This is a genomic window from Microbacterium sp. CFBP 8794 (genome assembly GCF_014841235.1).
Taxonomy (GTDB): domain Bacteria; phylum Actinomycetota; class Actinomycetes; order Actinomycetales; family Microbacteriaceae; genus Microbacterium.
Window position 1 is genome coordinate 119,391 of the sequence record NZ_JACYTT010000005.1, and the last position, 13,438, is coordinate 132,828.

13 protein-coding genes are annotated in these 13,438 nt (G+C 70.8%); 9 read left to right on the forward strand and 4 right to left on the reverse strand.

Annotation, left to right across the window (positions count from 1 at the left end; translation table 11 throughout):
* Positions 1-8: 8 nt before the first annotated feature.
* Genes IFU19_RS14545 through IFU19_RS14565 form a run of 5 tightly spaced genes read left to right on the forward strand, consistent with a single transcriptional unit; the run spans position 9 to position 5,781 of the window.
* Positions 9-1,538, forward strand: a complete 1,530-nt coding sequence (locus IFU19_RS14545; RefSeq protein ID WP_192212056.1) for an ABC transporter substrate-binding protein — start codon at positions 9-11, stop codon at positions 1,536-1,538.
* A gap of 57 nt (positions 1,539-1,595) precedes the next feature.
* Positions 1,596-2,561, forward strand: a complete 966-nt coding sequence (locus IFU19_RS14550) for an ABC transporter permease (RefSeq protein WP_191916256.1) — start codon at positions 1,596-1,598, stop codon at positions 2,559-2,561.
* A complete protein-coding gene (locus tag IFU19_RS14555; RefSeq protein WP_192212057.1) occupies positions 2,558-3,544 on the forward strand; it encodes an ABC transporter permease in 987 nt (328 codons plus the stop codon). Before IFU19_RS14550 ends, IFU19_RS14555 begins: the two co-directional genes overlap by 4 nt.
* Positions 3,541-5,166 (forward strand): dipeptide ABC transporter ATP-binding protein, encoded by a 1,626-nt coding sequence (locus IFU19_RS14560; RefSeq protein WP_192212058.1) that lies wholly within the window; start codon positions 3,541-3,543, stop codon positions 5,164-5,166. The genes IFU19_RS14555 and IFU19_RS14560 overlap by 4 nt, the downstream gene beginning before the upstream one ends.
* Positions 5,167-5,187: 21 nt before the next feature.
* Positions 5,188-5,781: a helix-turn-helix domain-containing protein gene (locus tag IFU19_RS14565; RefSeq protein WP_055835421.1), complete on the forward strand. Its 594-nt coding sequence runs from the start codon at positions 5,188-5,190 to the stop codon at positions 5,779-5,781.
* A gap of 178 nt (positions 5,782-5,959) precedes the next feature.
* On the opposite strand, the gene IFU19_RS14570 is transcribed toward IFU19_RS14565, so the two are convergent.
* From IFU19_RS14570 to IFU19_RS14580, 3 genes are all read right to left on the reverse strand, one after another.
* Positions 5,960-7,387 (reverse strand): APC family permease, encoded by a 1,428-nt coding sequence (locus IFU19_RS14570; RefSeq protein ID WP_192212059.1) that lies wholly within the window; start codon positions 7,385-7,387, stop codon positions 5,960-5,962.
* A 133-nt stretch (positions 7,388-7,520) separates the two neighbouring features.
* The gene (locus IFU19_RS14575) at positions 7,521-8,915 is read right to left on the reverse strand and encodes an aspartate aminotransferase family protein (protein WP_192212060.1); all 1,395 of its coding nucleotides are present in this window, start codon (positions 8,913-8,915) and stop codon (positions 7,521-7,523) included.
* Positions 8,912-9,382 carry an Lrp/AsnC family transcriptional regulator gene (locus tag IFU19_RS14580; protein ID WP_055835427.1) on the reverse strand — a complete coding sequence of 157 codons (471 nt, stop codon included), beginning with the start codon at positions 9,380-9,382 and terminating at the stop codon, positions 8,912-8,914. Before IFU19_RS14580 ends, IFU19_RS14575 begins: the two co-directional genes overlap by 4 nt.
* Positions 9,383-9,607: 225 nt before the next feature.
* Between IFU19_RS14580 and IFU19_RS14585 the strand changes: the two genes are divergently transcribed.
* Positions 9,608-11,206, forward strand: coding sequence for a cellulase family glycosylhydrolase (locus IFU19_RS14585; RefSeq protein ID WP_342343435.1), 1,599 nt, complete (start codon positions 9,608-9,610; stop codon positions 11,204-11,206).
* Positions 11,207-11,272: 66 nt separating this feature from the next.
* Here the strand turns inward: IFU19_RS14585 and IFU19_RS14590 are convergent, their stop codons facing one another.
* Positions 11,273-12,070 carry an alpha/beta fold hydrolase gene (locus tag IFU19_RS14590; RefSeq protein ID WP_191916258.1) on the reverse strand — a complete coding sequence of 266 codons (798 nt, stop codon included), beginning with the start codon at positions 12,068-12,070 and terminating at the stop codon, positions 11,273-11,275.
* A 56-nt stretch (positions 12,071-12,126) separates the two neighbouring features.
* Here IFU19_RS14590 and IFU19_RS14595 point away from each other — a divergent pair, with 56 nt between their 5' ends.
* The 3 genes from IFU19_RS14595 to IFU19_RS14605 are packed head-to-tail and all read left to right on the forward strand — an operon-like array spanning position 12,127 to position 13,434.
* On the forward strand, positions 12,127-12,693 hold the full coding sequence (locus IFU19_RS14595) for a mismatch-specific DNA-glycosylase (RefSeq protein WP_191916259.1): 567 nt from the start codon (positions 12,127-12,129) through the stop codon (positions 12,691-12,693).
* The gene (locus IFU19_RS14600) at positions 12,690-13,112 is read left to right on the forward strand and encodes a DUF2809 domain-containing protein (RefSeq protein ID WP_191916260.1); all 423 of its coding nucleotides are present in this window, start codon (positions 12,690-12,692) and stop codon (positions 13,110-13,112) included. The genes IFU19_RS14595 and IFU19_RS14600 overlap by 4 nt, the downstream gene beginning before the upstream one ends.
* A gap of 25 nt (positions 13,113-13,137) precedes the next feature.
* Positions 13,138-13,434, forward strand: a complete 297-nt coding sequence (locus IFU19_RS14605) for a DUF1905 domain-containing protein (RefSeq protein WP_055835442.1) — start codon at positions 13,138-13,140, stop codon at positions 13,432-13,434.
* Positions 13,435-13,438: the final 4 nt, after the last annotated feature.

A 13,438-nucleotide genomic window follows, 5' to 3' on the forward strand; every position in this document is an offset into this window, starting at 1 on the left:
GCATCCACATGAACACGCGCATCACACTCGGCATCGCCGGCGCGCTCGCCGCGACCCTCGCCCTCGCCGGCTGCTCGGCCGGTCAGGGCGTGGACCTCGGCGACTCCGGCACCGCCTCCGGCCAGACCCTCGTCGCCGCGATCGGCGGTGAGCCCGACCAGCTCGACCCGCAGAAGACGACGTCGTACTTCGCGTTCGAGGTGCTCGAGAACGTCTACGACACCCTCGTCGCGCCCGACGCGGCACTCGAGATGCAGCCCGCGCTCGCCGAGAGCTGGGAGACCAGCGACGACCAGCTCACGTGGACCTTCCACCTGCGAGACGGCGTCACGTTCCACGACGGTTCCGCCTTCACCAGCGAAGACGTCGTCTACTCCTACCGCCGCATCATCGACGAAGAGCTCTCCAACGCGTGGAAGTTCGCCACCGTCGCCGACGTCGCCGCCCCCGACGACGCCACCGTCGTCATCACCGTCACCCAGCCCACCCCGAACCTGCTGTCGAACCTCGGCGGCTTCAAGGGCATGGCGATCGTCGAGAAGGCCAACGTCGAATCGGGCGACATCACCACCGCGCCCGTCGGCACCGGCCCCTTCTCGCTCAGCGACTACACCGCCGGCGATCACATCACCCTCACCGCCAACCCCGACTACTGGGGTGGCGCACCGTCGCTGGGCGGCGTGGAGTACCGCTTCATCTCGGAACCGGCGACCGCCCTCGCCTCGCTCAAGGCCGGCGACATCGACTGGACCGACGTGGTGCCCGCCCAGCAGGTCGAGCAGCTCGGGAGCGACAGTGCGGTGACCCTCGGCCTCACCCCCTCCAGCGACTACTGGTACCTCGCGCTCAACGAGGCCAAGCAGCCGTGGAGCGACGTGCGGGTCCGCCAGGCGATCGCGTACGCCATCGATCGGGATGCCATCGTGCAGGCGGTCAGCTACGGCACCGCCGAGAAGAACCAGCTCGCCATCCCGACGCGGAGCGTCTGGTACACCGAGTACGACCAGTACTCCACCGACGTCGACAGGGCGAAGCAGCTGCTCGCCGAGGCCGGGTACACCGGCGGGACGCTCGACCTGCTCGCCACGAGCGACTACCCCGAGACCGTGACCGCGGCCCAGATCATCGCCGCCAACCTCGAACCCCTCGGCATCCAGGTGCAGATCCGTCAGCCCGACTTCTCCACCTGGCTCGACGAGCAGAACTCCGGCAACTTCGACATGTTGATGATGGGGTGGCTCGGCAACATCGACCCCGACGACTTCTACTACTCGCAGCACCACACCGACGGTGCGAGCAACGCGCAGAAGTTCTCGGACCCCGACGTCGACCGCCTGCTCGACGCCGGTCGGGTCGAGACCGACGCCGACGCCCGCAAGAAGCTGTACGCGGACGCTGCGACGATCATCGCCGACAAGGCCAGCTACATCTACCTCTACAACCCCTCGGTGACCCAGGTGTGGTCGCCGGCCGTGACGGGGTACGAGACCCGGGCCGACCGCGCGATCCGCTTCGCCGGCACCAGCCTCGACAAGTGATCCCCGCCGTGGGGGCGCCGGGTCGGCGCCCCCACGGCTCGAACAGAGGAGGGACCCATGAGGATCGCCCCCGCACAGGTGCTCCGATTCATCGGCACGCGCGTGCTGTCGTCGGCCGTGGTGCTGCTCGGTGTGCTGATCGTCGTGTTCGCCCTGGTGCACCTCGTCCCCGGTGACCCGGTGCGGCTGGCCCTCGGCACCCGGTACACCCCCGAGGCGTACGAGGCGCTGCGTACGGCGTCCGGTCTCGACCGCCCCCTGCCCGAGCAGTTCGTCTCGTACGTCCTGCACGCCGTCACCGGCGACTTCGGCGTCAGCTTCCGAAACGGTCAGCCGATCACCACGACCCTCCTCCAGCGCCTGCCCGCCACGGTGTCCCTCGCCGTCGTCGGGCTCGTCGTCGCCCTGCTCATCTCGCTCCCCGCCGGGGTGTACTCCGCACTTCGCGAGGGACGCGTGAGCGACGTCATCGTGCGGGTGAGCAGCCAGTTCGGCGTCTCGATCCCCGACTTCTGGCTCGGGATGCTGCTGATCTCCCTCTTCTCCGTGACCCTCGGCTGGCTCCCCGCCAGCGGCTACGTCGCCCTGACCGACGACCCGGCGGGGTGGCTGCGACAGGTCGCGCTGCCCGGACTCACCGTGGGTCTCGTCGCGGGCGCCATCATGACGCGCTACATCCGCGCGGCGGTCATCGACGTGGCGTCGGCCGGATACGTGCGCACCGCGGTGTCGAAGGGGCTGCCGCGGCGCGTCGTCGTGTCGCGGCACATCGTGCGCGGAGCACTGGTGCCGGTGCTGACGATCGCCGGCATCCAGCTCGCCACCATCCTCGGCGGGGTGATCGTCGTCGAGGTGGTCTTCGCCTGGCCGGGCCTCGGCCGCCTGGTCTACGACGCGGTCGCTGCGCGCGACTACCCCCTCATCCAGGGGGCCGTGCTGCTGGTGGCCGTCATGTTCATCGTCGTCAACCTGATCGTCGACGTGCTCTACGCCGTCGTCGACCCGAGGATCCGAGCCGCATGAGCGCCACCGACCCCGCCCTCGTCCCCGCCGCGGCCGCGCCCGCGACTCCCGCCCGCGTGGCATCGTGGCGCCTGCTCGCCGCGAACCCCCTCACCGTGGCCGCCGCCGCCGTGCTCGCGATCATCGTGGTCGCCGCGCTCCTCGCCCCCTGGATCGCCCCCTACGGCGTGAACGAGATCGACGTCTCCCGAGCGCTCACCGCGCCGAGCCCGGCCCACTGGTTCGGCACCGACGAGCTCGGCCGCGACGTGTTCTCGCGCGTGCTGCGGGCGGCATCCACCTCACTCACGATCGCCGTGATCGCCGTCGCCCTCGCCCTGGTGCTGGGCCTGCTGCTGGGCGTGGTCGCCGGCTACGCGGGCGGCGCGGTCGATGCGACCCTCATGCGCGTGGTCGACGTGATGTTCGCCTTCCCCGTCCTGCTGCTGGCGCTCGCCATCATCGCGATCTTCGAGCCGGGCATGCTCACCACGACCATCGCCATCGGCGTCGTCTACACGCCGATCTTCGCCCGCGTCGCCCGGGCCAGCACGCTGTCGCTGCGGACCTCGCCGTTCGTGCAGGTCTCGCGCAGCATGGGCACGCCCGCCCCGATGATCCTCGTGCGGCACGTGCTGCCGAACATCGGCGGTCCCGTGGTGGTGCAGACCTCGCTCTCCCTCGCGTTCGCGATCCTCTCCGAGGCGGCGCTGTCGTTCCTCGGCCTCGGGATCCAGCCGCCCGCGCCGTCGTGGGGCGGGATGCTGTTCACCGCGCAGGGCTTCCTCGCCCAGGCGTGGTGGATGAGCGTGTTCCCGGGAGCGGCGATCTTCGTCACCGCCCTCGCGTTCAACCTGCTGGGCGATGGTCTGCGCGACGGACTCGACCCCCGCCAGCGCACCATCATCGAAGCGCGCCAGGGCCAGCGCCGGCGAGAACGCGTCGCCGCCGCCCTCTCGCGCCGATCGACTCCGACGCACCGTGACGGAAAGAGCACACGATGAACGTTCTCGAAGTGCGCGATCTGCGCGTCGCGATCGGCGAGACCGCGATCGTGCGGGGCCTGGACTTCTCGGTGGAGCGGGGCCAGACCCTCGGCATCGTGGGGGAGTCGGGTTCCGGCAAGTCGCTCACGGTGCTCGCCGCCACCGGGCTCATCGACGCCCCGGGGCGACGGGTGAGCGGCTCCAGCGTGCTGCGGACGAGCCCGGATGCCGCGGGCCTCGAGCTCGTCGGAGCGTCGGAGGCCGCGCTCCGCTCGGTGCACGGCGGTTCGGTGGGCTTCGTCTTCCAGGACCCCTCCACCTCTCTCAACCCGTTCCTCACCGTGGGGCGACAGATCGCGGAGTCTCTCGAGGTGCACCGGGGACTCTCCCGCCGGGCAGCGCACACCCGAGCCGTCGAGCTGCTCGAGGCCGTCGGCATCCCGGACCCCCAGGAGCGCGTCGAGGCCTACCCGCACCAGTTCTCGGGCGGGCAGAAGCAGCGCGTGATGATCGCGATCGCCCTGGCGTGCGACCCGGCCCTGCTCGTGGCCGATGAGCCGACCACCGCCCTCGACGTGACGACCCAGGCGCAGATCCTCGACCTCGTGCGCGAGCTGCAGCGCGACCGCGGGACCGCGGTGGTGTGGATCAGCCATGACCTCGGCGTCATCGGGCAGGTCGCCGACGACGTGCTCGTGCTCCGCGGCGGCGAGGCCGTCGAGCAGCGCGCGCTCGCCGAGGTGTACGCCGACCCGCACCACGCCTACACGAGGGAGCTGCTCGCGGCGCGTCCCCGGGTCGTGGCCGGAGCCGGTCCCGCCCCCGCGCCCGCGGCGGCCCCGCTGCTGCGCGTGGCGGGGCTGGACGTGCGCTTCGCCGTGCAGACGCCCGCGGGGCGCCGCACGGTGCACGCCGTCGACGACGTCTCGTTCACGGTGCGCCGCGGAACGACCCTGGCCCTGGTGGGGGAGTCGGGGTCGGGCAAGTCGACCATCGCGAACGCCCTCACGGGGCTGATAGCCCCGCACGCGGGCACCGCGACCCTCGCCGATGCGCAGGGACCGGAGGTGCGCGACGTGCTGCGCGCGCGGCGGCGCGAGCGTCGACGGGTGGCGATGGTGTTCCAGGACCCCTTCGCCTCGATCGACCCCCGCCGCACCGTCGCGGATGCGATCGCCGAACCGCTCCGCGTGCACCGGCTCGGCGGGGCGACGGCCACCGCGCGCTCGGCCCGCGTCGCGGAGCTGCTCACCCTCGTCGACCTCGACCCGGCGTTCGCGCGCCGCTACCCGCACGAGCTGTCGGGCGGCCAGCGTCAGCGGGTCTCGATCGCCCGCGCCCTGGCCCTCGAGCCCGAACTGATGATCCTCGACGAGGCCACGGCCTCGCTCGACGTCTCGGTGCAGGCGCGGGTCCTGCAGTTGCTCCGGCGCCTGCAGCTCGAGCAGGGGCTGACGTACCTGTTCATCGCCCACGACCTCGCGATCGTGCAGCAGATGAGCCATGACGTCGTCGTGCTGCGCGGGGGCAGGGTGGTCGAGGCAGCGCCCGCGGCCGAGTTGTTCGCCCATCCCCGCGGGGACTACACGCGCGCCCTGCTGGCTGCGGTGCCGCCCGACGGTCCGCGCGTACGGGCATGACGGCGATACGCTGACACGGTCATGACTCGAGCCACGGATGCCGACGAGCAGCGCGCCGTCGAGACCCTCGGGGCCGCGGTGCGCGATGCCCGCAAGCGCCTCGGCCTCAGCGTGCACGCCCTGTCCGAGAAGGCCGGGGTGAGCTTCGGGCTGGTCAGCCAGCTCGAGCGCGGCCTCGGCAACCCCTCGCTGCAGTCCCTGCAGCGTCTGGCCGGGGCGCTCGGCATCCCGGTCGGACAGCTCTTGGACGAACCCGCCGTGCCGCTGGCCGTGGTGACCCGCGCCAAGCGTCACGTCATGCCCACCGCCGCCGACGCCCCGGCCCACCAGCGCGCCGTCCGCGAGCTGCTCACGCCGCGGGGCGAATCGATGCTGCAGCTCATCCGCTCGACCCTGCCGGCGGGGTTCACGAACGAGGCCAGCCCGTTCCGCCACATCGGCACCGAGACGGTGACGGTCGAGGCGGGCGTCCTCGTCGTCTGCCAGGCCGATCGGCGCGTCGAGCTTCACGCCGGCGACACCGTGACCTACGGCTGCTCGGCCCCGCACTGGTGGGCGAACGGCCACGACGGCGAGACCGTCGTGCTCGGAGCGGTCACCCCGTTCGAGCGCTGACACCGTCGGCGGCGCGTGCCGGACTCCGGATGAACCGGCCGTTCGAGCCGCTTTCCCGCTCATGGCCCGCGTGTGGCCGCGATAACTCAGGAGTGCGGCACGCTCCCCGGTCGGCGGCGGCACCGTCACGGCCGCGGCATCCCGGAACGAAGGGAGGCCGCGGCCGTGATGGCGGGACTCAGATCTCGGAGCGCGGACCCGAGACGGTCTTGTTCACGCCGGTCACCGGCTGGTTCTCGTCGAACGAGGCGATGGGCCGCCGGAAGCCGCGGGTCAGGATCACGAGGTAGACCACCCCGAGCGTCGTCCAGATGAGACCGCCGATCAGGGCGTGCCCGTCGAGATTGACCCACAGCAGGGCGGTCAGCAGCAGGCCGATGGTGGGCATCACGATGTAGCGCACGATGTCGCCGGGGGTCTTGCGCAGTCCCCGGCGGATCGCGAACCAGGCGATGACCGAGATGTTGACGAACGAGAACGCCACGAGTGCGCCGTAGTTGATGTACGCGGCGATCTGCTCGAGGGTGAACTGGATCGCGAGCAGGCTCACGACACCGACGATCACGATCGAGAACGTGGGGGTGTGCGTCTTCGGGTTGATGAAACCGAAGATGCGGCGCGGCAGCACGTTGTTGCGTCCCATCACCATGAGCATGCGCGAGACCGAGGCGTGCGAGGCGAGCCACGACGCGAGGGTTGCGGCGAATCCCGCCGCCGTCAGCACGGCCTGCAGCACCGGGCCGCCGACCTGCACACCGATCTCGGGAAGCGTGCTGTCCTCGATGGCCTCGGGAGGGAACGCGGTCGAGTCGGGGAAGCGCAGCTGCGTCACGTACGAGGCGACGAGGAAGATCAGGCCTCCGACGACGAGGGTGAGCAGGATCGCCCGCGGCATGATCTTGGGGGTCTTCGCCTCTTCGGAGTACATCGACACCGCGTCGAAGCCGATGAACGAGAAGCACACGACGGTGGCTCCGGCCAGCACGGCGCCGAACTGCACCTCGCTGTGGGCGAAGGGAGCGAGCGACACGGCGGTTCCCGCGCCCGCACCGCCCACGAGCTGCACGACGACCACCACGACGAAGACGGTCATGACGAGGATCGAGAACACCAGCAGGATCATGTTGACGTTCGAGGTGCCCCGCATGGTCAGGTAGATCACGAGGGTCACGCCCGCGGTGAAGACGACGACCCAGATCCAGCCGGGGATGTCGGGGAAGAGCGCCTCCATGTAGCTGCGCAGGATGAGGGCGTTCACCATCGGCAGCAGCATGTAGTCGATCAGCGCGGTCCAGCCGACGACGAAGCCGACGCCCGGGTGGATGGCCTCGCGGGCGTACGTGTACGCGGAGCCCGCGCTCGGGATGACGCGGACCATCTTGCCGTAGCTGATGGCGGTGAACACGAGCACGACGAGGGCGACCGCGTAGGCGGCGGGCACGACGTTGTTGGTCTTCTCGGCGACGAGGCCGAAGGTGTCGAAGACGACGGTGGGGGTCATGTACCCCAGGCCCAGGCCGACGATCGACCAGAGTCCCAGGGTGCGGGCCAGTTTCGCGCCCGAGTTCGTGTGCGCGGCCGTGGCGGCGCGGGTGTTGTCGTTCATGGCTCCTCCAAGAGGGTGCGGCCGCGCGCGCTCGGCGCGAAGCGGGATGGTGTCGGGTACAGCATCAGGAGCACCGCTCAGGGGTGGGAGCGGGAGAGGGATGCCGGCATCGGTGGGGCCGGCATCCCGGGGGTCAGAGGCGGGTCCCGGCCTCGGTGAGGACGGAACGCAGGATCTGCTCGATCTCGTCGAACTCGGCGGGACCGATGGTGAGGGGCGGCGCGAGTTGGATCACGGGGTCGCCCCGGTCGTCGGCACGGCAGTACAGGCCGGCGTCGAAGAGGGCCTTCGACAGGAAGCCGCGCAGCAGGCGCTCGGACTCGTCGTCGTCGAAGGTCTCTTTGGTCGCCTTGTCCTTGACGAGCTCGATGCCGAAGAAGTACCCGTCGCCGCGCACGTCGCCGACGATCGGCAGGTCGTTCAGCCGCTCGAGGGTCGAGCGGAAGATGGGGGAGTTCGTGCGCACGTTCTCGAGCAGACCCTCCTCTTCGAACACGTCGAGGTTCTCGAGTGCGACCGCCGCCGAGACGGGGTGTCCGCCGAAGGTGTAGCCGTGCGGGAAGGTCGCGTCGCCGTGGGCGAACGGCTCGTAGATGCGGTCGCTGATGATCGTGCCGCCGAGGGGGGAGTATCCGCTCGTGACCGCCTTGGCGAACGTGATCATGTCGGGTTGGTAGTCGTAGGCGGTCGCGCCGAAGTAGTGGCCGAGTCGGCCGAAGGCGCAGATCACCTCGTCGGAGACGAGGAGCACGTCGTACTTGTCGCAGATCTCCCGCACGCGCTGGAAGTACCCGGCCGGGGCGGGGAAGCAGCCGCCCGCATTCTGGACCGGCTCGAGGAACACCGCGGCCACCGTCTCGGGACCCTCGAACTGGATCATCTGCTCGATGCGGTCGGCGGCCCACAGGCCGAACTCCTCGGGCGTCCCGCCCCCGAAGCCCGACTCCTCGGCGCGGTAGTAGTTCGTGTTCGGCACCCGGAAGCCGCCGGGGGTGACGGGTTCGAACATGTGCTTCATGACCGGCAGGCCGGTGATCGCCAGGGCGCCCTGTGTCGTGCCGTGGTAGGCGATCGCGCGCGAGATGACCTTGTGCTTGGTGGGCTTGCCCTGCGTCTTCCAGTACTGCTTGGCGAGCTTGAAGGCGGTTTCGACCGCCTCACCGCCGCCGGTGGAGAAGAAGACGTGGTTCAGGTCGCCGGGGGCGAGGTGCGCGAGGCGTTCGGCGAGCTGGATCGCGGCGGGGTGCGCGTAGGACCACAGGGGGAAGAACGCCAGTTCCTCGGCCTGCTTCGCCGCGGCCTGGGCGATGCGCCGACGGCCGTGACCGGCGTTGACGACGAAGAGACCGGCGAGGCCGTCGATGTACTTCTTGCCGGTGGCGTCGAAGATGTGGTGGCCTTCGCCCTTGACGATGATGGGAACACCCGGGCCGTCGGTCATCGTCGACTGGCGGGAGAAGTGCATCCACAGGTGGTCGCGGGCCTTGGCCTGGAGGTCGGTGTGCAGATCGGTGTCGAGAAGGGTCATCGCGTTCCCCAGTTGTAGAGCTGTCGGTGGAGCTTCAGATAGACGAACGTCTCGGTCGAGACGATGTCGGGCAGCGACCGGATGCGGTCGTTGAGCAGGTCGATCAGGTCGTCGTCGCTCTCGCAGACGACCTCGACGAGCAGGTCGAACGACCCGGCCGTGGAGACCACGTAGGTCACGCCGGGCAGCTCGGTCATCGCGGCGGCGGCGACCCGGGTGTCGCCCGAGACGCGCACGCCGATCATGGCCTGGCGTGCGAAGCCGAGCTGCAGCGGGTCGGTGACCGCCACGATCTGCAGGATGCCGGCATCCTGGAGCTTCTGCACGCGCTGGCGGGTGGCGGTCTCACTGAGACCGACGGCTTTGCCGATCTCGGAGTAGGAGCGCCGCCCGTCCTCCTGCAGCTGCTCGACGATCGCCTTCGACACTCGGTCGAGGACGGCGGTGCGATCAGTGAGGGGAGCCATGATCGGCGACGGTATCAGCGCTGAGCGACCTTTATCAATGATGTTTTCGGCATTTACCGGGGCGTAACAACGCGGAAACCGTCGAACGTGCAGTGCGGAACCTCGCGGTGGGCGTCTTCGGGACGAGCCCGCGTATCCCGGGCGCGTCGCGCCCCCGTTACGATGACCGCGGGGGTGCGCATGTCCGGGTGGCGGGAAAGATGGCGGTCGACGCGTCGAGCGGTCGTGCGCGGGGCCGCGATCGCCGCGGCGGCGACGCTTCTGGCATCCGGTGCCGTGGCCGCCCCGGCGGCGTCTGCGGCGGCCTCGCTGCCGGGCTGGCTGTCGACCCGCGGCTCGACGATCGTCACGGCGTCGGGGACTCCCTTCACCATCAAGGCGGTCGCCTGGTTCGGCATGGAGACCTCGAACTGCGCCCCGCACGGCCTGTGGTCGATCTCGCTCGATGCGGGACTCGACGCCATCGCCGGCATGGGGTTCAACGCCATCCGCCTCCCGTTCTCGAACGAGTGCCTCGCGGCCAAGACCTCCAACTCGATCAACGGTTCGGTCAACGCCGACCTCGTCGCCCTCTCACCGCTGAGGCTGATGGACACCGTCATCGCCCGCGCGAAGGCCCGCGGCATCTCGGTGATCCTCGACCGGCACCGGCCCGACTCGGGCGCGCAGAGCGAGCTGTGGTACACCGCGCAATACAGCGAGAAGCGCTGGATCGACGACTGGAAGATGCTCGCCGCCCGATACAAGAACGAGCCGGCGGTCATCGGCGTCGACCTGCACAACGAGCCCCACGGCCCCGCCTGCTGGAACTGCGGCGACCCCGCGCGCGACTGGCGCGCGGCGGCCACCCGCGCGGGCAACGCCGTGCTGTCGGTCAACCCGAAGCTGCTGATCGTGGTCGAGGGCGTCGAGCGCCAGAACGACGGGAGCAACACGTGGTGGGGCGGCGGCTTGAAAGACGTGCGGTCGGCGCCCGTCACCCTCTCGGTGAAGAACCGCGTCGTCTACTCCCCGCACGAGTACCCCGCGACCGTGCACGCCCAGGAGTGGTTCTCGGCGCCGAATTATCCGGCGAACCTCGAGGGGATCTGGGATGCCAACTGGGGCTACCTGGTGCGCCAGAACATCGCCCCCGTGCTGCTCGGCGAGTTCGGCACCAAGCTCGAGACCGACAGCGACCGGGCCTGGCTGAAGACGCTCGTCGCCTATCTCGCCAAGACGAAGACGAGCTACGCCTACTGGTCGTTCAACCCCAACAGCGGTGACACCGGCGGCCTCGTCGCCGACGACTGGAAGACCCTGCAGAAGGCGAAGCTCGCGGCCCTCGCGCCCATCCTCACGCCGGCGGCGACGCCCAAGCCCACGACGAGCCCGAAGCCGTCCTCGTCGCCGAAGCCTTCGGTGAGCGTCAAGCCGACGACGGTTCCGCTGCCGTCGTCGAGCCCCAAGCCCACGTCGAGCCCGAAACCCACGTCGAGTCCGAAGCCCACGTCGAGCCCGTCGTCGTCGCCGAAGCCCTCCTCGTCGGCGGCGCTCCGCGCGGAGTGGATTCCGCAGAGCGCGTGGGGCGAGGGCTACGTCGCCGAGCTGGCGCTGACCGCCACCGGGTCGGTGAAAGCCTGGACCGTGGCCTTCGACGCCCCCGGAACCACCGCCATCACCAGCGCCTGGGGCATGACGTGCAGCGTGACGGGGTCGAGAGTCACGTGTACCGGCGACGGGTACGGCGCGGTTCTCGGCGCCGGCCAGACCGTGCGCGTGGGGCTGCAAGCGGCGGCCACGCGCGCGCCGACGTCTCCGAAACTCACCGTCGCGGCATCCTGAGCCGACTGCGGCTCGATTTCGGCTTGACTGCGGCTCGGCCGCGGCCCGACGGTGACTGCGGGGGCGTCAGACGTCGCGCGAGAGGAACTCCAGGCCCGCCTCGCGGAACGTCCGCGCGCCGGGGGCGTTCACGTGGTGACGCCCGGGGATGTCGGCGAACTCGCCGCGGGGGAGGAGCCCCGCCAGGTGCTGCGACTGGTCGTGGATCGGATCCTCGGTGCCCGTCGCGATGAGCACGGGTTGCTGCGGCGGCGACGCCGGGTCGGGGTCGGTCTCGCCCAGGCGCATCCCCTCGGCGATCGCGACCAGGGCCCGCAGGTCGTTGCCGGGTACGCGCTCGGCGAGCGAGACGTAGCGCTGGGTGGTGGCGTCTTCGACCGGGGTGCCGTGGTCGAGGAACGCCCGCGCCTGGTCCACCTGCAGCCGCGCGAGGGGGCGCCCGTCGGGGATGCCGCCGAGCACGGCGCGCTCGACGTGCTCGGGGGCGTCGACGGCGAGCTGCCATCCCACGCGTCCGCCGAGGGAGTACCCGAGGTAGCGCACCTGGTCGAGCAGGTAGGTGTCGAGCACGGCGACGAGGTCGCCCACGAGCGTCGGCATCGTGTACGCCGAGGCCTCGTGCGGCTTGTCGCTCGCCCCGTGGCCGCGCTGGTCGACGGCCACGACGCGGAAGCCCGCCCGCAGCAGGTCGCGCACCCACCCGGTGTTCACCCAGTTGTCGCGCGTGCTCGATCCGAACCCGTGCACGCACAGCACCGGATCGGCGTCGGGGTCGCCCCACGTGTACGTCGCCAGGCGCACGTTGTCGGCGACGATGACGAACTGCGGCGTGGGTATCTCGGTGAGCGCGGGCACGGCATCCATTCCTCCGATCCTGGCAGACGCGCGGGGTGCGTCCGGGTAGTGGTCATAGTGGTCTCATGGGATACACGCGCGCCGAGCTCGAGTCGTACCGGGATGCCACGCGGCCCGACCTCGTCGAGACCGGTGTGCGATTGCTCTTCGTCGGCATCAACCCGGGGCTGTGGACGGCGGCGACCGGCACTCCCTTCGCCCGCCCCGGCAACCGCTTCTGGCCCGCGCTCGTGCAGGCGGGGATCCTCCCGCGGCTGCCCGCCCATGCGGCGCCCCTCGGCGACGCGGATCGCCGCATGATCTTCGACGCGGGGATCGGGGTCACCAACCTCGTCGCGCGGGCGACGGCGCGGGCCGATGAACTCTCGCGCGACGAGCTGCGCGCCGGTGCGGCGGCGCTCGTCGAGCGCGTCGACGCGCTGCGGCCCCGCGCGGTCGCGGTGGTGGGGCTCACCGCCTACCGCCAGGGCTTCGCGCGTCCGAGAGCCGCCGCGGGGCGGCAGGACGAGGCGATCGCCGGTGTTCCCACGTGGGTGCTCCCCAACCCCAGCGGTCTGAACGCCCACGACACCGTCGCGACTCTCGCCCGCGCCTACGCGGAACCCGCGCGGGCGGCGGGAGTGCTCGCGTGACCGCCGGTCGTCGTCGCGTGGCCGCACTGGGGGCGCTGATCGTCGTCGTGGGGGCCGGTCTCGTCGTCGCCCGCGGGCTGCCCGGCTCGGAGGCCACCGACGTCGCGGGCGACGCGCTGTACGCCGTCGCCGCGTACACCGGTCTCGTGATGCTCTTCCCGCGCGCGTCGCGCGCGCTGCTCGCGCTCGGCGCCGCGCTGTGGTGCGTGGGCGTCGAGCTGCTGCAGCTGACGGGGATCCCGCTGGTGCTGGCCGAGGGGTACCCCCCGCTCGCGCTCGTGCTCGGCACCGGCTTCGACGCCCGTGACCTCGTCGTGTACGCGTCGGCGGTGGCGGTCGCCCTCGGCGTCGACGCCTTCGTGTCGGCACGGTTCCTCCCCAGGCGACGGGCGCGCACCGACGTCGGAGCCTCCGAGTAGGGTGACCGCGACGAGAGGAGGACCGATGTTCGTACGGTTCGAGGGCGAGGTCTTCCGATGGGAGGCCCGCAGCGACAGCGACTGGTACTTCGTGGCGGTCCCGGTCGAGCTCAGCACCGAGATCCGCGAGGTGCAGACGTATCGTCGCGGGTTCGGCGGCGTGCGCGTCGAGGCGACCATCGGCGGGTCGACCTGGCGCACGTCGATCTTCCCGCAGACCGGTGGCGTGTACGTGCTGCCGCTGAAGCGCGCGGTGCGCGACGCCGAGGGCATCGCCCCCGATGCGGTGGTGCTGGTCGACCTCGTCGTTCTCGACGCCTGAGGTT